This window comes from Umezawaea endophytica, from assembly GCF_025061645.1.
GTDB lineage: Bacteria > Actinomycetota > Actinomycetes > Mycobacteriales > Pseudonocardiaceae > Umezawaea > Umezawaea endophytica.
In genome coordinates, this window is the sequence record NZ_JANYMP010000008.1 from 105,317 (window position 1) to 124,477 (window position 19,161).

Consider the following 19,161-nt stretch of genomic DNA (forward strand, 5'->3'; position numbering starts at 1 on the left):
GGGGTCCGCTCAGCCGAGCCGGGAGCGCAGCGCGCGGGCGGCGGCCTCCGGGTCCTCGGCCTCCGTGATCGCCCGCACGACGACGATCCGGGTGGCGCCCGCGTCGAGCACCTCGGGCAGGTTCGCCAGGTCGATCCCGCCGATCGCGAACCACGGCCGCTCCGAGGACGTGGCCCGCACGAGGTCCAGCCCCGGCGCCGGACGGCCGGGCTTCGTCGGCGTCGGCCAGCACGGCCCGGTGCAGAAGTAGTCGACGCCGGGTTCGACGGCCGCCGCGGTCATCTGCTCGACGTCGTGCGTCGACCTCCCGATCGCCACGCCGTCGCCGAGCAGCGCCCGCGCCGCGGGGACCGGCAGGTCGTCCTGCCCGAGGTGCAGCACGTCGGCGTCGACCGCCGCCGCCACGTCCGCCCGGTCGTTGACCGACAGCAGGGCGCCGTGCCGCGCGCACGCCTCGGCCAGCACCTCCAGCGCGGCGATCTCCTGCTTGGCCTCCATGCCCTTGTCGCGGAGCTGGACGACGTCCACGCCGCCCGCGAGCGCGGCGTCGACGAAGTCGGCGAGGTCGCCGCGGCCGGTGCGCGCGTCGGTGCAGAGGTAGAGCTTCGCGGCCGCGAGCCGTCGCCTGATCTGAGGTCCATCGAGTCCTGGCACGGTCGGGACGGTAACCGCGGCGACGATTCGTGCGCTACGGTGAAGGTGGTCCGCACGGGAGCCTGGGATGTACCGGGCTGAGAGGGAGCGTGGTTCGCTCCGACCGTCGAACCTGATCCGGGTCATGCCGGCGCAGGGAGCGTGAGTGCCTTGGTATCACGAGTGGCCGTCCTGGGTGGCGGTGTCATCGGCCTGTCCGTCGCCTGGCGGGTGGCCTCCAGCGGTTGTGCCGTCACGGTTTTCGACGACGAGTGCCGCACGGCGGGCTCGTGGGTCGCGGGCGGCATGCTGGCGCCGGTCACGGAGTCGTGGCCCGGCGAGGAGGAGCTGCTCGAACTGGGGTCCCGCTCGCTGGCGCTGTGGCCCGAGTTCGCGCGGGAACTCGGTGACGTGGGCCTGCGCACGGACGGAACCCTCGCCGTGGCACTGGATTCCGCGGACGTCGGCGTGCTGGACGTGCTCGCCGAGCACCTGCGGGGCCTTGGCCGGGAGACCGACCGGTTGACCGGTCGCGAGCTGCGCGCGCTGGAACCGGGGCTGGGGCCGAGGGTGCGCGGCGGCCTGTCCGTCCCCGGTGACCTGGCGCTGGACAACCGGGCGCTGTTGTCGGCGCTGCGCAAGGCCTGCGCCGCCGCGGGCGTCGCGTTCGAACCGCGCCGCGCCACCCCGTCCACTGTGGACGCGGACGTGGTGGTGATCGCCGCGGGCGCGTGGAGCGGCGACCTGCACCCCGCGCTGAAACCGGTGATCCGCCCGGTGAAGGGCGAGATCCTCCGGCTCGCGCCCCGGCGCGGGTCGCTGCCGCCGCCGACCAGGACCGTGCGCGCGCACGTCGAGGGACGACCGGTCTACCTGGTGCCCAAGGAGGACGGGCTCGTCGTGGGCGCGACCCAGTACGAAGCCGGGTTCGACCCGGCGGTCACCGTCGGCGGGGTGCGCGACCTGCTGCGCGACGCGGAGGTCGTGCTGCCGGGCATCGCCGAGTACGAGCTGGTCGAGTCCGCGGCGGGGTTCCGCGCGGGCAGCCCCGACAACGCGCCGGTGATCGGCTGGCTGGAACCCGGTGTGCTGGCGGCGACCGGCCACCACCGCAACGGACTGCTGCTGGCGCCGATCACCGCCGAGATGGTGCTGGAGCTGCTGCGTGGAGGAGGACCTCGGTGAAGGCTCGGGTCAACGGTGAGCTGCGCGACCTGCCGGACGGCGCGACCGTCGCGGCGGTGCTGGACCTGCTCGGCGCCCCGGTGCGGGGGGTGGCGGTGGCCGTGGACGGCGAGGTCGTCCCGCGCGCCGCGTGGCCGTCGACGACCGTGCCCGACGGCGGCACGGTCGAAGTGCTCACCGCCGTCCAGGGAGGTTGACGTGGACGACCCGTTGATCGTCGCGGGCCGGGAGTTCGGCTCCCGGCTCGTCATGGGGACCGGGGGCGCGGCGAACCTGTCCGTCCTGGAGCGCGCGCTCATCGCGTCGGGCACCGAGCTGACCACCGTCGCGATGCGCCGGATGGACGCGGGCGGCGGCACCGGCGTGCTGGAGCTGTTGCGGCGCTTGGGGATCGAGACGCTGCCCAACACCGCGGGCTGCCGGGCGGCCGCCGAGGCGGTGCTCACGGCCCGGCTCGCGCGGGAGGCGCTGGAGACGAACTGGGTGAAGCTCGAGGTGGTGGCGGACGAGAAGACCCTGCTGCCGGACCCGTTCGAGCTGCTGGCCGCCGCGGAGACGTTGGTGGACGACGGTTTCGTGGTCCTGCCGTACACCAACGACGACCCGGTGCTGGCCCAGAGGCTGGAGGACGTCGGCTGCGCCACGGTCATGCCGCTCGGCTCGCCGATCGGGACCGGCCTCGGCATCCGGAACCCGCACAACATCGAGCTGATCGTGTCCCGCGCGACCGTGCCGGTGATCCTGGACGCGGGCGTGGGCACCGCGTCGGACGCGGCGCTGGCGATGGAGCTGGGCTGTTCCGCTGTGCTCTTGGCCACGGCCGTGACACGGGCCCGCGACCCGGAGCTGATGGCGGCGGCGATGCGCGCGGCGGTGGAAGGCGGCAGGCTGGCCCGGTTGGCGGGTCGGATCCCGCAGCGGTTCTGGGCGCAGGCGTCCAGCCCGGCCGTCGACGGGTGATCGCCGGTCGGGGTTGGTGACCGGGAGCGGCATGATGGATGCTGAACCCTTCCCGCCACGCCGCCCCGAGGAGGACATGCCGTGACGGCCCCGAAGGCCGATGAGGTCGAAGACGCCACCGCGCGCCTCTTCCTCACCATCGGCAGGTTGTCCAGGCTGCTGCGCCGCACCGGATCGCCGGGACTCGGTCCCGGCGCGGTGTCCGCGCTCGCCACGCTGGCCCGCTGCGGCCCGATGAGGCTCGGCGACCTGGCGCAGAAGGAGGGCGTCGCCCCGCCCACGCTGTCGCGGATCGTCGCGGCGCTGGTGGAGGCCGGGTACGTGCGGCGCGAGCCGGACCCGCAGGACGGGCGGGCCTGGCTGGCGACCCCGACGCCCGAGGGCGAGGAGATGGTGTCCGGCGTCCGGTCGGCCAGGATGACGGAGCTGCGCCGCCGGATGGAGATGCTGTCGCCGGAGCACCAGTCCGCCCTGATCGCCGCGCTGGGCGCGCTGGAGGAGATCGTGGCCGAGGAGAACCGCTAGCCGGTCGAGGACTCGCGCTCCGCGACGGGAGCGGGCCCCCGGTCGAGGAGCACCCGGTTCACCAGCCACGCCAGTGCCACGGCGCACGCCGCGCCGACCACGTTGTTGTAGAAGTCCTGCGCCTCGCACGAGCCCACGCTGGTGACGGTCTGGAAGAGCTCCACGAAGCCGCTGACCGCGGCGCTCGCCAGCAGCACCGGCACAGGCCGCCGGGTCGCGAGGGTGCCGAAGAACGCGAACGGCGTGAGCATCAGGAAGTTCAGCCTGGCCAGCGAGTCGGCGAGGGAGAAGTCGTTGAGCACGCAGGGGAAGTAGATCGGGTCGAACAGCGAGTACCGCACCAGTTCCGGCCGCGCGAGCGTGACCGCGAGCGCCATGGCCAGCCCGCAGCCCGCCAGCACGGCGGGCAGCTTCCGCCAGCCGCGCCACTTCGCCACGGCCAGTGCCACCAGCCCCGCTGTGGAGCACCCGAGCACCAGTGCCAGGACGACCAGGGGCTGGTTGAGGATGACCTCGGCCAAGTAGGCGTCCCGCGAGTACAGGTGCATGCCGACAAGACGCGCGAGGGGCGCTTGCGGTTGGCTCAGCGCCTGTCGGCCCAGATCATCTCGGCGATCAGGATCAGCCCCCAGATGACCAGCGGGGCCAGCGGCCAGAACAGCTTCAGCTCACCCTGGGTGAAGGACGTGACGCCCCACACGCCGGTCATGACGACCGCGCCACCCGCCCAGTAGCCCCACTCGGTGCGGAACTCCTGGCGCTTGGCCGCCTTCTCGGCGACGGTGTGGTCCACGACCGGAGCGGGCAGGTCGGCGGTGACGGACGCGAGGTCGCCCAGCGTGGTGGCGGCCAGCGCACGCCGGGTGCGCTCCTCGTACTCGGCGAGGTCCAGCCTGCCCTCGGACAGGGCGGTGGCCAGGTGTTCCGCCGCTCGCGCCCGGTCGGCGTCGGACGCTCGGGTGGACGGTGTGGAGCTCTGCTCGGACATGGTTACCCCCGGATGGTTAAGATACGAGTGTATCCCAATCGAGGAGTGCCGGTGCCGAAGATCGTCGACCGGGCCGAGCAGCGCCGCGAGATCGGCGCCGCGCTGCTGCGCGTCGTCGTCCGCGACGGCATGGAGCAGGTCAGCGTCCGGACCGTCGCCGCGGAAGCGGGCCGGTCCGCGGGCGCCGTGCAGAAGTACTTCGCCACCAAGGCCGACCTGCTCCGGTGCGCCCTCGACCTGGCGACCGAGCGGATGGAGCAGCGGTTCACCGCCGTCGACCCGGCAGGCCCGACCCCGGACGTGCTGCGCCGCTACCTCGTCGTCGCGCTCCCGCTCGACGAGGCGCGGCGCGCGGAGGCGCTGGTGCGGTTCGCGTTCGTGGAGAAGAGCGTGCGCGACGACGAGTACGCGCAGGTCCTGCGGGACGGGGACCAGCAGGTCCGGAAGGTCCTCGCGCACATGCTGGAGCGGTCGGACGAGGTCCGGCACGACGTCGACCCCGGAGTGCTGGCCGACGCCGTGCTGGCCCTCGCGGACGGCATCACCGCCCGCATGCTCTACACCCGCGGCGAGGACGAGGCGCTGCTCCTGGCCGTGGACGTGGCGCTGTCAAGCCTGCTCCAGCCTCCACAGCGGTGACACCGGGCCGACGCCCGCGCCCAGCGGGTACGACGCGGCCACCGAGCGGACCACGAAGTCCTTGCCGAACCGGACGGCCGTCGGCACGTCCTCGCCGCGCGCCAGCCGTGAGCTGATCGACGAGGCCAGGGTGTCACCGCTGCCGTGCGTGTGCTTGGTGTCGTAGCGGGGGCCGGGCAGTTCGAGGAAGTCCTCGCCGTCGAACAGCAGGTCGAGGCACTCCGGGTCGGACCACATGTGCCCGCCCTTGACCAGCACCCACCGCGGCCCCAGGTCGAACAGGGCCTTGGCGGCGTCGCGCTGCCGCGGCCGGTCCAGCACGTCGATGCCGGTCAGCAGCCGCACCTCGTCGAGGTTCGGCGTCACCAGCGTCGCGCGCGGGAACAGCAGCGTCCGCACCGCCTCCAGCGCCTGGTCGGTCAGGAGCTGGTCGCCGTGCATCGACGCGGCCACCGGGTCCACGACGAACGGGATCGCACCCGACCGTCCGATGTGGACCTGGTCGCACGCGTCGGCGACCGCCTCGATGATCCCGGCGCTCGCCAGCATCCCGGTCTTGGCCGCGCCGACGCCGATGTCGGTCACCACCGCGACGATCTGCGCGGCCACCACCTCCGGCGGGATCTCGACGAAGCCCGTGACGCCGAGCGAGTTCTGCACGGTGATCGCGGTGACCGCGGTCGTGCCGTGCACACCGCAGGCGAACAGCGTCCGGAGGTCGGCTTGCAGGCCCGCACCACCGCCGGAGTCGGACCCGGCGATGGTGAGGACCCGTGGAGGAGTCACTCCACCTGATGTTGCCTCCGCTGAGGCGCTCACGTCGGCGTGCACGTCAGGAAGTCTCCACGACCGGCAGGTAGACCTTGTTCCCGTGGTCGCCGAACTCGGCGGACTTCTCGTCCATGCCCGCCTCGATCGCCTCCACAGTGGACAGGCCGTGCTCCTCGGCGTACTTCCGCACGTCCTGGGTGATCTTCATCGAGCAGAACTTCGGCCCGCACATGGAGCAGAAGTGCGCCGTCTTCGCCGGGGCCGCGGGCAGCGTCTCGTCGTGGAACGAGCGGGCCGTGTCCGGGTCGAGCGACAGGTTGAACTGGTCCTCCCAGCGGAACTCGAACCGCGCCTTCGACAGGGCGTCGTCCCAGTCCTGCACACCCGGATGGCCCTTGGCCAGGTCGGCCGAGTGCGCCGCGATCTTGTACGTGATCACGCCGGTCTTCACGTCGTCCCGGTTCGGCAGGCCCAGGTGCTCCTTCGGCGTGACGTAGCAGAGCATCGCCGTGCCCAGCCAGCCGATCTGCGCCGCGCCGATGGCCGACGTGATGTGGTCGTACGCGGGCGCGATGTCCGTGGCCAGCGGTCCGAGGGTGTAGAACGGCGCCTCGCCGCACCACTCCTCCTCCAGCCGCACGTTCTCCGCGATCTTGTGCATCGGCACGTGGCCGGGGCCCTCGATCATCACCTGCACGTCGTGCGCGCGGGCGACGTGCGTCAGCTCGCCCAGCGTGCGCAGCTCGGCGAACTGGGCCTCGTCGTTGGCGTCGGCGATGGAGCCGGGCCGCAGGCCGTCACCCAGGGAGAACGTGATGTCGTACGCGCGCAGGATCTCGCACAGCTCCTCGAAGTGCGTGTAGAGGAAGCTCTCCTTGTGGTGGGCCAGGCACCACGCGGCCATGATCGACCCGCCGCGCGACACGATGCCCGTCACGCGCTTCGCCGTCATCGGCACGTACCGCAGCAGCACGCCCGCGTGGACCGTCATGTAGTCCACGCCCTGCTCGGCCTGCTCGACCACGGTGTCGCGGTACAGCTCCCAGGTGAGCTTCGCCGGATCGCTGTCGACCTTCTCCAGCGCCTGGTAGATGGGCACGGTACCGACCGGCACCGGCGAGTTGCGCATGATCCACTCGCGGGTCTCGTGGATCCGCTTGCCGGTCGACAGGTCCATGATCGTGTCGCCGCCCCAGCGGGTGGCCCACACCATCTTGTCGACCTCGTCCTCGATGGACGACGACACGGCGGAGTTGCCGATGTTCGCGTTGATCTTCACGAGGAACTTCTTGCCGATGATCATCGGCTCGGCCTCGGGGTGGTTCCGGTTGAGCGGGATGACGGCCCGCCCGATCGCCACCTCGGACCGGACGAACTCGGGGTCCACGTTCTCGCGGACCGCGATGTACCTCATCTCCGGCGTGACGATCCCGGCCTTGGCGTACGCGAGCTGGGTGACCGCGCCGTTCACCGGCTCGCGCGCGGAGAGCCAGTCCGCCCGGAGCTTCGGAAGTCCACTGTGGACGTCGATGGTCGCGTTGGAGTCGGTATACGGACCAGAAGTGTCGTACAGGTCGACGTGCTCGCCGTTCGTCAGTTCCACCCTGCGGAAAGGGACCCGCACACCCTCGCCCGCGTCGCGGTAGACCTTGCGGGAGCCCGAGATCGGGCCGGTGGTGACTGACGGTCGGACAGAGCGGTCGTCAAGTGCCGTCACGACATTTCCTCCCTACGCCGGCATTACCCGGTCAGGTTCGAGCGGTCGGTGGCACCGCGCCCTTCGGCACAACCACCCTCTCAGCCCGCTTCCGGCGCGAGCTCCCGCGTTTTTTGAGTTGTCGACCTGACCATAGCCAGGCTTCGGCACGGCCGGCTACAACTGATCGGCCACAGCCGGCGCGCCAGCGCGTTTTTACGCGTACCTTTCTCCGCGTGGCCGATCACCAGCCGTTCCCACCCGGCGCGCGGCGCGGTGAACGACCCGCGGCCGTTTCGGCGTGCCCGTCGTGCGGTGACCTGGCTGGGCGCGGATACCCCGAGTGCCGGTTCTGCGTGGAGCTGGTCGACCAGGTGTGGCTGCCGGACTGGCAGGCGCTGCTGGCCGCCGAGCAGTTGAGCGAAGGCGGTGCGGGCGAGCGCGAGCTGGCCGAACTGGTCCTGGAGGACGAGGTCGGGCGGTACTCGTGGACGTGCACCGACTGGGCGATGACCTTGGTGAGGTGCTCGGCCTGCGACTCCGAGCCCGCCACCGGACCGCTGGACTGCCTGCGGTGCACGATGGCCGAGGCCGCCCGGTGGTCGTGGGACCACACGTCGTCCGGGCGCATCACCCCCTCCGAGCACGCGCTGCGGGTGGCCCGCGCCGTGCTGCGGGCCCCGCACCGGAGCCGGGACGTGGTCGCCGCGACGTGGCGGCTGCTCATCCCGTTCCTGCTGGTGGGAGAGGTGACGACGGTCGGGCAGGTGCAGCGGCTGCGCGCGCAGGTCCTCGCCGGGCAGTACGAGGACCTGGCCGCCTGCGCGACCCACGTGCGGCTGGTGGGGCTGCCGGAGATCTTCTGGCGGCGCGACGAGGACGCGAAGGGTGACCACCAGGTCCGGCTGGACCACCCCCGCGCGCCGCGCGCCGCCCCCGTCGAGGAGCAGATCCCTACCGAGGCGTGAGGACCAGTTTCACGCCCAGGGCGACGAGCACGCCGCCGGAGATCGTTTCCAGGGATCGGCGGACCCTGCTCCTGGCTAGCCAGGAGCGGATGTGGTGCAGGACGGAGACCACGACCAGGTACCAGAGGGTGTCGACCAGGACCCAGACCAGGGCGAACAGGAGCAGCACGCCCTTGCCCGCCTCGTCGGCCGGGATGAACTGGGGGAGGAACGAGATCGCGAAGACGCCCAGTTTGGGGTTGGCGAGGTTGACGATCAGTCCTGAGCGGAAGGCCTTGTTGGTCGGTTCTTCCAAGGGGGTTTGGGTGTTCTTGTGGGCGGAGAGAAGGGTTTTTACGCCCAGGTAGAGGAGGAAGAGGGCGCCGATGATGCGGAGGGTGTGGAAGGCGACCTCGGAGGCCGTTAGGAGTACGGAGAGGCCTAGGGCCGCGGCTATGGCCCAGCAGGCTACGGCTACCTCCATGCCTGCGACCGTGGCCAGGGCGCTGCGCCTGCCGCGGATCGACTGTCGGAGGACCAGGGCGGTGCCTGGGCCTGGGGACAGTGCGATCAGGAACGACGCCGCGATGAGGGCGGCCAGGTTGTCCAGCATGTGTCCATGGTGGCGTGGGGTGGCAAGTCGATTTCGTGGGTCGTGGGTCGTGGGTCGTGGGTCGTGGGTCGTGGGTGCGGGTGCGGGTGCGGGTGGGGTGTGGGTCGGGTGGGTGGGGTCGGGGTGGAGTGCCCCCGCTGCGCAAGTGTTTCAACGCTCGACCGTGGTTTGTCAAGGCGGGAAAGATGCCTTGACAAACCACGGTCGAGCGTGAAGGCGCTGGGGATCGGGGGCCGGGTGGGGAGTGCGCTCCACCCTCGGTTTGGTGGTGGGTTCGGCAGTGCGGTGGTTGGGGAGAGCGAAAAGCCTAAAGACAAAGATGAAAGGCAAAGTCAAGATGAAGGTCAAAGGCTTGGAGGCAAAGCGCAAGGTTGGGCCGGTGGTGGTGGGGCCTGGTGGGGGTTTTGGGGCTAGTCCTCTTCGTCGTCGGCGAAGGGGTCTGCTGAGGTGGCTGGGTCCCAGCTCAGGTTTGGGACGCCCCACTTGTTGGCGCGGATCATGCGTTTTGCCTCGCGCTTGTACCTGCCCACCAGGCGGTCCAGGTACAGGTAGCCGTCCAGGTGGTCTGTTTCGTGCTGTAGGCACCTGGCGAAGAAGCCGGTGCCCTCCACCTCGATCGGGTTGCCCTCGCCGTCCTGGCCGGTGACCTTGGCCCAGTCGGCGCGGCCGGTCGGGTAGGACTCGCCCGGTGCGGAGAGGCAGCCCTCGTAGTCGTCGTCCGGGCCCGGCATGCCTTCGGGGAGGGCGCTCGTTTCCAGGGTCGGGTTCACCACGACGCCGCGGTGGCGGACGCCCTGGTCGTCCGGGCAGTCGTAGACGAAGAGGCGCTGGGCGATGCCGATCTGGTTGGCCGCCAATCCCACGCCGTGCGCCGCCGCCATCGTCTCGAACATGTCGTCGATGAGCGTGCGCAGTTCGTCGTCGAAGACCTCGACCGGCTTCGTCGGGTTGTGCAGTACCGGGTCACCGGCGATCCGGATGTGGTGAACAGCCATGTCGACGAGCTTATCGGCGTGTCAGTTCGGACGCGCCGACTGTTGAAGCGACCGCGATCACGATCACGTGATGTAATTGACCCTTGGTAATCACACGGGATGGCCGCCCGCATCCGCAGGCACCCCGGCCCGTGAGGCGAGGAGCCAGATGGACGCCGCAGGGGCACTGGCGCGGGCTGGGGAGCCGGACGACGGGTTGAACGGTCGGGAGCGCGAAATCCTCGCCTTCGAACGCCAGTGGTGGAAGTACGCGGGAGCCAAGGAGCAGGCCGTCAAGGAGCTGTTCGACATGTCGGCCACCCGGTACTACCAGTTGCTCAACGGCCTGATCGACAAGGAGGAGGCCCTCGCGGCCGACCCGATGCTCGTGAAACGTCTTCGCAGACTTCGTACGGTCCGGCAGCGCGCACGTTCGGCGCGCCGCTTCGGTTTCGAGCCGAATGGTGTCGAGCACCGATGAGTTCTCCTGATTCCCCCAGCACTTCGCACCCGGCCCGCGCCGCGGGGTTCGCGCTGCTCGGTGTGGCGTTGGTCGCGCTGGTGATCGGCGTCTTCACGCTGTTCACCGGAAGTGACGGCGACCAGACCGCGACGGGCTCCTCGTCGAGCCAGCCGCCGCCCGCGAGCGGGACCTCGTCGGAGTCGGTCGCGCCGCCCGCTTCGACGGAACCGCCCGCCGCGACCACGTCCGCGCCGACCACGACGACGGAGACCGCGCCGCCCGCGAGCAGCGCGGCCGCGCCGACCGGTGCCACGACGCCGCCGCCGGACGGCCAGCCGACCGTCGCGAAGCCGCCGGTGCGGGTCTACAACAACAGCACCATCTCCGGGCTCGCGGCGAGGGTCGCGGAAGACGTCGAGCGGTCCGGGTGGACCGTTGCCGGCACCGGCAACTACTCGCAGGGCCAGATCCCGACGACGACCGTCTACTACCGACCCGGCACGGACGAGGAGGAGTCGGCGAAAGCCCTCGCCGCCGTCATGCAGGCGCGGGTGGAAGCCCGGTTCGACGGGATCCAGGACGCGCACGACGGGATCATCGTGATCGTCACCAACGACTACAAGGGCGCGCTGTCCAACAAGAAGTAGCCCCTCACTGCTCGCGCGACTCGGCGTAGGCGGCCAGCGTGGCCAACTGCGCCGGGTCGAGTGACGGTCGAACGGCCTTGCGGGCGGCGGCCAGGTGGTCCGCCGTCACGACGGCCGCGTCCAGCGACTCGCGCATCGCCGTCAACGCCGCTTCGCGGATCAGCGCCGCGCAGTCCGCCGCCGAGTAGCCGTCCAGCGACCCCGCCACCTCGTCCAGGTCGACGTCGTCGGCCAGCGGGGTGTTGCGGGAGGTCGCGCGCAGGATCGCGCCGCGCGCCTCGGCGTCCGGCGGCGGCACGTAGACCAGGCGCTCCAGCCTGCCCGGCCGCAGCAGCGCGGGGTCGACCAGTTCCGGCCGGTTCGTCGCGCCCAGCACGATGACGTCGCGCAGCGGCTCCACGCCGTCCAGTTCGGTCAGCAGCGCGGCCACGACGCGGTCGGCCACACCGGAGTCCGACGACTGGCCGCGGCGGGGCGCCAGCGCGTCCACCTCGTCCAGGAACACCATGGCGGGCGCGGCCTCGGCGGCGCGCCGGAACAGCTCCCGCACGGCCCGTTCGGACTCGCCGACGAACTTGTCCATCAGCTCGGCGCCCTTGACCGACAGCACGTTGAGCTGCCCGCTGCCCGCGAGCGCGCGGATCAGGAACGTCTTGCCGCAGCCGGGAGGCCCGTAGAGCAGCAGGCCGCGCGGCGGTGCGACACCGAGGCGGGCGAAGGAATCGGGGTACTGCAACGGCCACAGCGCCGCCTCGGTCAGCGCCTGCTTGACCTCGGTCATGTCGCCGACGTCGTCCAGCGTCAGGCCGCCGGTCTGCAACGTGTCCGAAGTGGACATCGAGACCGGGCGGACGGTGTCCAGCGCGCCGACCAGGTCCTGTTGCGCCACACGGGGTTCGTCGTGGTCGCGCTGCCGCAGCGCCGAGCGCACGGCGGCGTCGCGGCGCAGCGCGACGAGGTCCGCGACGACGAAACCCGGTGTGCGGTCGGCGATCACGCCGAGGTCCACGTCGGACTCCATCGGCACGTCCCGCATCAGCATCCGCAGCAGCTCGGTGCGGCAGCGGCCGTCCGGCAGCGCCAGGGTCAGCTCGCGGTCCACCAGCTCCGGCACGCGCAGGCGGGGGTCGACGGACTCGGGGTGCGCGGTCGTGACGACCAGCGCCAACCCCTTGGTGCGCACGGCCGAGCGCAGGACGTCGAGCACGACCGTGGCGACCGGGGGCGGGGACGACGCGGGCAGCAGCGCGTCCACGTCGGTCAGGAGCAGCACGGTGGGGCGGTCCTCCGCCGTCGCGGCGGCCACGGCGTCGGCGAGCCGCTGCGCGGTCGCGTTCGACTCCAGCACCGCGATGCTCGGCGCGGCCAGCTCCACGACCCTGGCGTCCACGCTGTGCGCGACGGACCGCACCAGCGTGGCCTTCCCGACGCCCTCCGGGCCGCTGACCAGCGCGGCCAGCCGGTGTGACGCGCCGAGCCTGGCCAGCAGGTCCGGCCGGAGGAACGCCAGCTCCAGCCACTCGGCGAGCCGCTTCGCGGCGTCCCGCTGACCGACCAGGTCGGTGATCGGCGGTACGAAGTGGACCTCGGCGGGCGGCGGTGCGTAGGTCGACGACACCGCGCGGCCGGTCACGGCGACCTGCACCAGCGTGCCCTCGGCGACCGGCGGGGCGTCACCGGTCCGCGCGCCGTCGCGCCAGCCGACCACGCTGGACGGCTGCACCGCCACGGGGCCGGACGGGTCGGTCGCGGTGATCGTGAGCAGCTCGTTCGTCCACGTCATGCCGATCGCGTTCGACAGCTTGCTGCGCGTCGAGCCGACGTCGGTGCCGGGCGGCGGCGCCAGGTCCTGCGGCAGCAGCGACACGGCGTCGCCGACGGTCAGCACCTTGCCGGTCAGCGCGAGGCGCAGCGTCTCCGGCGTCAGCGACGTCGTGGCGAGCCGGGAACCGGACACCGTCACCGACCGCGCGCCCGCCACGTCCACGGGCGCCACGACGATCTCGGAGCCCTCGACGACCCCGAGGTTCGACAGCGTCACGTCGTCCACCAGCACCACACCGGGTGGCCCGTCGCCCGCGGCGGCCAGCGCCGCGCTCACGCGGGCGCCGGTCAGCTTCACCGCGTCCCACGCGCGCAGGCCGAGTGCGTCCAGCACCTCCTGGTGCAGCCGGACGACACCGCGTCGGGTGTCCAGTGCGGACGGGGTCAGCCGGGCGGTCAGCGTGATCACGCCCGCAGCCTAGTGCCGCGAACCGCGCGGCGCGGGCACTCGGGCCGACGGGCGGGCCCGTCGCACGGCCCGGTGATGTGCCCGTGGTCACCCGCCGGGAACGCCGGAGGTCGCGCGCGGTGCGGGCCGGGCGTTCGGACCGGGAACGCGGAAGCGCGGGCCCCTCCGAGGTGGGGGGACCCGCGCGTCCGGGTGTTCGAGCTGGGACTAGTCCTGGCTGCCGTTCTTCGGCGGCTGGTCGCGGCGCAGGCCCAGCTTGCGCCAGTTCCGGCGCCGGGACCCGGCCTCCACCGCGTACCTGGTCGGGTCGACGCCGTTGCGGCGGGGGAGTCTGGCCACCCGGAGCGCCGCGCCCGCCACCCGGCCGCGCAGCGGCTGGTGCAGACCGAGGCGGCGGTTGGCGACGCCGTGCGCCCGCCGGATCGCCCTGCGGTCCGCGGCGGGCACGTCCCACGCCTCGGGGTGCTTGGCCAGCCACAGCGAGCGGCGCACCGAGTACGGCAGGTGGCCGAGGTAGAGCACCATCGCCGAGATCAGGGCCACCAGCGGGTACGTGATGATCGCGGCACCGAGTAGGGCCACCAGCACGAGCATCGGCGCCACCGCGCGCGGCGGGACCTTGACCGACTTGACCGACAGCGTGGGGATGCGGCTGACGAGCAGCAGCGCCACGCCGATCGTCCACACCGCCACCACGTAGGGGTTCTCCCACCAGCCGGAGCGGGTGGGGCCGCCGAACTGCTCCTCCACGATCAGCGGCAGCAACAGCAGCAGGCCGCCCGCGGGCGCGGGCACGCCGACGAAGAACTCCTTGGCGTACGGCGGTTGTTCGACGTCCAGCAGGGTGTTGAAGCGCGCCAGCCTGAGCACCATGCACACCGCGAAGATCAGCGCGACGACCCAGCCGCCCCGGTCGCCCTCGAAGCGCCAGATGTAGATCACCAGCGCGGGGGCGACGCCGAACGAGATGGCGTCGGCCAGCGAGTCCAGCTCGGCGCCCATCTTGCTGGTGGCGTCCAGCAGCCGGGCGATCCGGCCGTCGAGGCCGTCGAGCAGCGCCGCGGCGGCGATGGCGCCGATCGCCGCACCCCACATGCCGACGATGGCGAACTGCACCGCCGACAGGCCCGCGCTCATCGCGAGCACCGTGATGGCGTTGGGGAGCAGCCGGATGCCCGGCGTGCTGGGTGCCAAGGATCAGTCCTCCGGGAGCTCGGCGAGCACGGTCTCGCCGCCGATGGTGCGCATGCCCGCCTCGACCAGCGGACGGCTGCCGCGCGGCACGTAGAGGTCGACCCGCGAGCCGAACCTGATCAGGCCGTACGTCTGGCCCGCGTCGACCTTCTCGCCCTCGACGACCTGGCACACGATGCGGCGGGCCACCAGGCCCGCGATCTGCACGACGACCAGGTCGTGGCCGCCGAGCGTGCGCAGCAGCACGGTGTTGCGCTCGTTGACCTCGCTGGCCTTGTCCAGGTCCGCGGAGAGGAACTTGCCCGCGTGGTAGGAGACCTGGCGGACCACGCCCGCCGCGGGGACGCGCTGGACGTGCACGTCGAAGACGGACAGGAACACGCTGATCCGGATCATCGGCTCGGTGCCGAGGCCCAGCTCGGCGGGCGGGGCCACCTCGACGACGTGCGACACGGTGCCGTCCGCGGGAGCGACCGCGATGTTCGGCCGGGTCGGCAGGACCCGCTTTGGCTCGCGGAAGAACCAGGCGACCCAGGCCGTGACGAGGAACCCGAGCACGCCCGCGCGCTTGGAGAACCGCCTCAGCAGCAGGCTGGTCACCCCCGCTCCCGCGACGAACGGGCGGCCTGCGGGGTGCATGGGGGGCACGATGCCCCGTGCGAGTTCGATGAAGTGGGAAACGCCACCACTGTGCTGATCGCGGTCGGAGTTCATTTCGTGGGGAATCCGTTGCTCTTCCGTGGTCGGACGGTGCTTGGGCCGGCCACACGCTACGCCAAGCGCCCATAACGGTCGTCCGGCCGGCCCGCGCGTCCCCCGACTGAACGCGCGGACCGGCTGGACGGCCTGCTGGAGGGTGACTGCTGCGGTTGGCGTGCCAGTGAGGCCGCACGGTCACGTTCCCGCACTGTAATCCGGGTCACACGTCGTGATCAACGCCAGCGGGTGAGCGTTCGGTCACAAAGGGCGTCGGCCGGACGGGCCGTGACACGAACGGGTCGGCGGGAGGTCAGTCCAGGTAGCGGATCGTCACCAGATCACCCGCGGCCAGCTCGGTGGTGGCCTCCGGTACCTCGATCAGGCAGTTGGCGATGGCCAGCGCGGACAGCAGGTGCGAGCCCGGTCCGCCGACCGGCGTGACGACCTCGCCGGACTCGGCGTCGTACGCCCCCCGCCGGAACTGGGTGCGCCCCGCCGGGGAGGTGATGGACGTGCTGATGCGGGCGCGGGCCGACCGCCGCTCGACCACCGCGAAACCCATCGACGCCAGCAGCGCGGGCCGCACGAACACCTCGAACGACACCTGCGCGCTCACCGGGTTGCCGGGCAGCGTCGCGACCGCGACCCCCTGGTAGCGGCCCGCGCCCTGCGGCCCGCCCGGCTGCATCGCGACCTTCAGGAACTCCACGCCGCGACCGGTGAAGGCGTCCTTGACCACCTCGTACGCCCCGGCGCTCACCCCGCCCGACGTCAGCACCAGGTCGACGTCGGCCAGGTGCGGCTCGATGGCCGCGTGGAACGCCTCCACGTCGTCCGGCACGAACCGCAGCAGCTCGGCCTCGCCACCCGCCTCGCGCACCCCGGCCGCCAGCATCAGGCCGTTCGACTCGTAGATCTGCCCCGGCAGCAGCGGCTCGCCCGGCCCGACCAGTTCGGAGCCGGTCGACAGCACCAGCACCCGAGGCCGCCTGCGCACCGGCAGCTCGCCGAAGCCCAGCGCGCCCGCCAGCGCGAGCTGCGCCGGACCGAGCACCCGGCCCGCCCGGAGCACCGTGGCGCCGAGGGCGACGTCGTCCGCCGCGCGGCGGACGTTCGTGCCCGCCGGGACCGAGAAGCGCAGCTCCACCAGGTCCGTGCCGCCGTCGGTGTGCTCGACCTGGACCACCGCGTCGGACCCGGCGGGCAGCGGCGCGCCGGTCATGATCCGGTGCGCGGTGCCCGCCTCCAGCGGCGCGACGTCCGTCTTCCCCGCCGGGATGTCCTGCGCGACCGGCAGCACCACCGGCACGGCCACGACGTCCGCCGCGCGCACCGCGTACCCGTCCATCGCGGAGTTGTCGAACGGCGGCAGCGGGATCGGGGCGACCAGGTCCTCCGCCAGCACCAGCCCGAGGCACTCGGCGATGGGCGTCGCGCGGACCGGCATCAGCCCGACCAGCCCGGACACGGTGGCCTGGTGCTCGGCGACGCTCGTGAGTGGTTTCGGCACGACGACCATCCTGCCGGGCCCGTGTCAGACTGCTGCCACCGACACCGCTGTGAACAGGGGGAGAACGTTGCAGGTCCGCACGCGTCACACGCCCAACTTCGGGGTAGCGCGGCTGGTTCTGGCCCCCGGCGAGCCCGTGCTGGTCGAGCGGTCCGCGCTCGTCGCCAGCAGCTACGGCGTCGTCTACGAGCCGAAGCCGGGCGCGCCGCTCAAGCTCCAGGGCAAGGGTGTCGCCGCGGCCGGGTGCACAGCCGGACCCGAGGGCGGCTGGGTCGACGTCGCCCCGCCCCTGCCGGGCGACCTGCACGTGCTGGAGCTGGACGGCATCACCGGCTGGTGCGTCGCCAAGACGAGCTGGCTCGCGTCGGCGGGCGCCGTCGCGATGGACCCGGTCGCCCCGCCGCTGCGCGCGCTCCAGGGCGGCGACGGCGGTTTCCTCACCTACGTCATCGGCCACGGCCCGGTCGTGCTCACCTGCTACGGCACGCTCGACATCGTCGTGCTCGCGCCCGGCGAGCTGGTCAGCATCGCGGGCGGCCACGTCGTCGGCTTCGGCGAGTCGGTGCAGTGCAGGCTCCGGGCGCTGTCCCCGGACGGCGCGCAGTCCATGCGCACCGGCGAGGGCCTGGCGTTCGACTTCGCGGGCCCCGGCGTCGTGCTCACCCAGACCCGCAGCCCGCAGCACCTCGGCACCTGGCTCAACGGGGCGATCGGCTCACGTCCATGACTCCGTAAGGAGGTACACGCCGACAGCTTGTTCTTCTAGCGTTGCGGTTTGCCTCGCGTTTTTTGCGCTTAGGAGGACGTCTTGGCGATCGGCACGGTCAAGTGGTTCAACTCGGAAAAGGGCTACGGCTTCATCGCGACAGACGGAGGCCCGGACGTGTTCGTGCACTACTCCGCCATCCAGATGGAGGGGTTCCGCACGCTCGCCGAGGGCGACCGGGTCGAATTCACGATCGAAGCTGGCAGGGACGGTCGCAGTCAGGCGTCGGAAGTGCGCCGCGCGTCGTGACCGCCTCGTGCGGAGGTTAGGCTGCCCCGCGTGTCGGAGGACCTGAGCGGGCGACGGCTAGGCCATTACCGGATCGACGGCGTGCTCGGTCGGGGCGGTATGTCCGTGACCTACCGGGCGACGGACGTCAGACTCGGTCGCAAGGTGGCGCTGAAGGTCATCGGCGAGCACCTGACGGCCGACGCCGAGTTCCGCGAGCGGTTCGTCGACGAGGCGCGCAACACCTCGGCGATCGACCACGCGAACATCGTGCCGCTCTACGACTTCGACGAGGTCGACGGGCTGCTGTACATCGCGATGCGGCTGGTCGACGGCTCCGACCTGGCCAGCCACATCAAGGACGGGCCGCTCTCGTCCGCGCGCACGTTGACGCTGCTCGGCCAGGTGGCCGAAGCGCTCGACATGCTGCACGGCAAGGGCCTCGTGCACCTGGACGTGAAGCCGGCGAACGTGCTGGTCACGACCAAGGAGGCCGTGCGGGAGCACGTGTACCTCGCGGACTTCGGCCTGACCAGGCGCGGCGCCACCGGGCACCGCACCAGGACGGGCGACTTCCTCGGGTCGCCGACGTACGCGGCGCCGGAGCACCTGCGCGGCGAGCCGGTCGACGGCCGCACCGACGCGTACGCGCTGGCCTGCATGCTCTACGCGTGCCTGAGCGGCAGGCCGCCGTTCCAGGGCGGCGTGCAGGACGTCATCCAGGGCCACCTCGCCCAGGAGATCCCGCCGCTGACCTCGCTGGTGGTGCTGCCACCGGCGATCGACGACGTGCTGCGCAAGGGCACCGCGAAGGACCCGAACCAGCGGTTCGCGAACTGCCAGGAGCTGATCAACGCGGCGCGCGGCGCGCTGGCGCAGGTGCAGCGGCCCGGCAACCCGCCGGAGCGCCGCACTGGCGCGGTGGGCCAGGCGGGCGGCTCGCAGCCGCCGTCCGGCTCGATCCCGGTGCAGCAGCCGGTGGTGGGGCCGAACTCCGGGGGAGTGCCGGTCCAGCAGTACCAGCAGCCCCAGCCGCAGCAGGTCCGGCCGCCCGCGTACCAGCAGCAGCCGCCGTTCCAGCAGCAGCACCCGAACACCCAGGACCCGGTCCGGCTGCGCCCGCCGATCCCGGTGGGCGCGAGCGCGTTCGGCAGCACGGGGGGCAACGCCCGGCCGACGTGGTTCGCCCCGGTGATCGTCGGCGTGATCGCGATCACCCTCGTGGTGATCCTGGTGATCCTGCTCTCGCCGAGCGACGAGCCGCCGAGCGACTCGCCGGGGACGACGTCGACCAAGCAGTCCATCCAGGTCGGGGAGACCCCGTCCGGCAGCCGTCGTCCGCTGCCCACCAGCGTGCCCGTGAAGCCCACCTCCTGACCTGCGCTTCTTGCACTCGACCCTGTCGAGTGCTAAACACGAACTGGCACTCGGACCACCCGAGTGCCAGCACGCGGGCTAGGACGGTGAGGCTCGCCCCGGTTCTCCGGGGC

General features: G+C 72.0%; 22 protein-coding genes and 1 riboswitch. Of the genes, 11 read left to right on the top strand and 11 right to left on the bottom strand.

The window, feature by feature from the left end; translation table 11 throughout:
* Positions 1 to 9: 9 nt before the first annotated feature.
* Positions 10 to 654 carry a thiamine phosphate synthase gene (gene thiE / locus NZH93_RS18505; protein WP_259624363.1) on the bottom strand — a complete coding sequence of 215 codons (645 nt, stop codon included), beginning with the start codon at positions 652 to 654 and terminating at the stop codon, positions 10 to 12.
* 44 nt (positions 655 to 698) lie between these two features.
* A riboswitch (TPP riboswitch) is annotated at positions 699 to 810 on the top strand.
* Here thiE and thiO point away from each other — a divergent pair.
* The 4 genes from thiO (at position 796) to NZH93_RS18525 (ending at position 3,303) form a co-directional block, all read left to right on the top strand.
* Entirely contained in the window at positions 796 to 1,818 is a 1,023-nt protein-coding gene (thiO, locus tag NZH93_RS18510) for a glycine oxidase ThiO (RefSeq protein WP_372506686.1), read from the top strand. Its footprint overlaps the riboswitch before it by 15 nt.
* A complete protein-coding gene (gene thiS, locus NZH93_RS18515; RefSeq protein WP_259624365.1) occupies positions 1,815 to 2,015 on the top strand; it encodes a sulfur carrier protein ThiS in 201 nt (66 codons plus the stop codon). The genes thiO and thiS overlap by 4 nt, the downstream gene beginning before the upstream one ends.
* A 1-nt stretch (position 2,016) precedes the next feature.
* On the top strand, positions 2,017 to 2,778 hold the full coding sequence (locus NZH93_RS18520; RefSeq protein ID WP_308214211.1) for a thiazole synthase: 762 nt from the start codon (positions 2,017 to 2,019) through the stop codon (positions 2,776 to 2,778).
* A gap of 81 nt (positions 2,779 to 2,859) precedes the next feature.
* Complete coding sequence (locus NZH93_RS18525) at positions 2,860 to 3,303, top strand: MarR family winged helix-turn-helix transcriptional regulator (protein WP_259624366.1); 444 nt, start codon at positions 2,860 to 2,862, stop codon at positions 3,301 to 3,303.
* On the opposite strand, the gene NZH93_RS18530 is transcribed toward NZH93_RS18525, so the two are convergent.
* Positions 3,300 to 3,851, bottom strand: coding sequence for a VanZ family protein (locus NZH93_RS18530; protein ID WP_259624367.1), 552 nt, complete (start codon positions 3,849 to 3,851; stop codon positions 3,300 to 3,302). The two genes, NZH93_RS18525 and NZH93_RS18530, sit on opposite strands and share 4 nt — an antisense overlap.
* A 35-nt stretch (positions 3,852 to 3,886) precedes the next feature.
* Positions 3,887 to 4,291, bottom strand: coding sequence for a DUF1707 SHOCT-like domain-containing protein (locus NZH93_RS18535; RefSeq protein WP_259624368.1), 405 nt, complete (start codon positions 4,289 to 4,291; stop codon positions 3,887 to 3,889).
* Positions 4,292 to 4,342: 51 nt separating this feature from the next.
* Here NZH93_RS18535 and NZH93_RS18540 point away from each other — a divergent pair, with 51 nt between their 5' ends.
* Positions 4,343 to 4,930: a TetR/AcrR family transcriptional regulator gene (locus tag NZH93_RS18540; protein WP_259624369.1), complete on the top strand. Its 588-nt coding sequence runs from the start codon at positions 4,343 to 4,345 to the stop codon at positions 4,928 to 4,930.
* Here the strand turns inward: NZH93_RS18540 and thiD are convergent.
* Positions 4,901 to 5,716 (bottom strand): bifunctional hydroxymethylpyrimidine kinase/phosphomethylpyrimidine kinase, encoded by an 816-nt coding sequence (gene thiD, locus NZH93_RS18545; protein WP_259624370.1) that lies wholly within the window; start codon positions 5,714 to 5,716, stop codon positions 4,901 to 4,903. The two genes, NZH93_RS18540 and thiD, sit on opposite strands and share 30 nt — an antisense overlap.
* Before the next feature lie 46 nt (positions 5,717 to 5,762).
* Positions 5,763 to 7,418 (bottom strand): phosphomethylpyrimidine synthase ThiC, encoded by a 1,656-nt coding sequence (gene thiC, locus NZH93_RS18550; RefSeq protein ID WP_259624371.1) that lies wholly within the window; start codon positions 7,416 to 7,418, stop codon positions 5,763 to 5,765.
* Between the two features lie 215 nt (positions 7,419 to 7,633).
* Between thiC and NZH93_RS18555 the strand changes: the two genes are divergently transcribed.
* Positions 7,634 to 8,365 (top strand): hypothetical protein, encoded by a 732-nt coding sequence (locus NZH93_RS18555; protein ID WP_259624372.1) that lies wholly within the window; start codon positions 7,634 to 7,636, stop codon positions 8,363 to 8,365.
* On the opposite strand, the gene NZH93_RS18560 is transcribed toward NZH93_RS18555, so the two are convergent.
* On the bottom strand, positions 8,352 to 8,957 hold the full coding sequence (locus NZH93_RS18560; RefSeq protein ID WP_259624373.1) for a LysE family translocator: 606 nt from the start codon (positions 8,955 to 8,957) through the stop codon (positions 8,352 to 8,354). The two genes, NZH93_RS18555 and NZH93_RS18560, sit on opposite strands and share 14 nt — an antisense overlap.
* A 410-nt stretch (positions 8,958 to 9,367) precedes the next feature.
* A complete protein-coding gene (locus NZH93_RS18565) occupies positions 9,368 to 9,952 on the bottom strand; it encodes a peptide deformylase (RefSeq protein WP_259624374.1) in 585 nt (194 codons plus the stop codon).
* A gap of 148 nt (positions 9,953 to 10,100) precedes the next feature.
* Between NZH93_RS18565 and NZH93_RS18570 the strand changes: the two genes are divergently transcribed.
* Both NZH93_RS18570 and NZH93_RS18575 read left to right on the top strand, forming a co-directional pair.
* Complete coding sequence (locus tag NZH93_RS18570; protein ID WP_259624375.1) at positions 10,101 to 10,412, top strand: DUF3263 domain-containing protein; 312 nt, start codon at positions 10,101 to 10,103, stop codon at positions 10,410 to 10,412.
* Positions 10,409 to 11,041: a LytR C-terminal domain-containing protein gene (locus tag NZH93_RS18575; RefSeq protein WP_259624376.1), complete on the top strand. Its 633-nt coding sequence runs from the start codon at positions 10,409 to 10,411 to the stop codon at positions 11,039 to 11,041. The genes NZH93_RS18570 and NZH93_RS18575 overlap by 4 nt, the downstream gene beginning before the upstream one ends.
* Before the next feature lie 4 nt (positions 11,042 to 11,045).
* Here the strand turns inward: NZH93_RS18575 and NZH93_RS18580 are convergent, their stop codons facing one another.
* The 4 genes from NZH93_RS18580 to moeA all read right to left on the bottom strand — a co-directional run bounded on the left by NZH93_RS18580 (position 11,046) and on the right by moeA (position 16,686).
* Positions 11,046 to 13,274, bottom strand: a complete 2,229-nt coding sequence (locus tag NZH93_RS18580; protein WP_259624377.1) for an AAA family ATPase — start codon at positions 13,272 to 13,274, stop codon at positions 11,046 to 11,048.
* Positions 13,275 to 13,481: 207 nt separating this feature from the next.
* Positions 13,482 to 14,468: a CDP-diacylglycerol--serine O-phosphatidyltransferase gene (gene pssA / locus NZH93_RS18585; RefSeq protein WP_259624378.1), complete on the bottom strand. Its 987-nt coding sequence runs from the start codon at positions 14,466 to 14,468 to the stop codon at positions 13,482 to 13,484.
* A gap of 3 nt (positions 14,469 to 14,471) precedes the next feature.
* Entirely contained in the window at positions 14,472 to 15,182 is a 711-nt protein-coding gene (locus tag NZH93_RS18590) for a phosphatidylserine decarboxylase (RefSeq protein ID WP_259624379.1), read from the bottom strand.
* 295 nt (positions 15,183 to 15,477) lie between these two features.
* The gene (gene moeA, locus NZH93_RS18595; protein WP_259624380.1) at positions 15,478 to 16,686 is read right to left on the bottom strand and encodes a molybdopterin molybdotransferase MoeA; all 1,209 of its coding nucleotides are present in this window, start codon (positions 16,684 to 16,686) and stop codon (positions 15,478 to 15,480) included.
* 58 nt (positions 16,687 to 16,744) lie between these two features.
* Here moeA and NZH93_RS18600 point away from each other — a divergent pair, with 58 nt between their 5' ends.
* The 3 genes from NZH93_RS18600 to NZH93_RS18610 all read left to right on the top strand — a co-directional run bounded on the left by NZH93_RS18600 (position 16,745) and on the right by NZH93_RS18610 (position 19,048).
* The gene (locus tag NZH93_RS18600; RefSeq protein WP_259624598.1) at positions 16,745 to 17,404 is read left to right on the top strand and encodes an AIM24 family protein; all 660 of its coding nucleotides are present in this window, start codon (positions 16,745 to 16,747) and stop codon (positions 17,402 to 17,404) included.
* Between the two features lie 81 nt (positions 17,405 to 17,485).
* Positions 17,486 to 17,692, top strand: coding sequence for a cold-shock protein (locus NZH93_RS18605; RefSeq protein ID WP_106185402.1), 207 nt, complete (start codon positions 17,486 to 17,488; stop codon positions 17,690 to 17,692).
* 30 nt (positions 17,693 to 17,722) lie between these two features.
* Positions 17,723 to 19,048 carry a serine/threonine protein kinase gene (locus NZH93_RS18610; protein WP_259624381.1) on the top strand — a complete coding sequence of 442 codons (1,326 nt, stop codon included), beginning with the start codon at positions 17,723 to 17,725 and terminating at the stop codon, positions 19,046 to 19,048.
* The last annotated feature ends 113 nt before the right edge of the window (positions 19,049 to 19,161 follow it).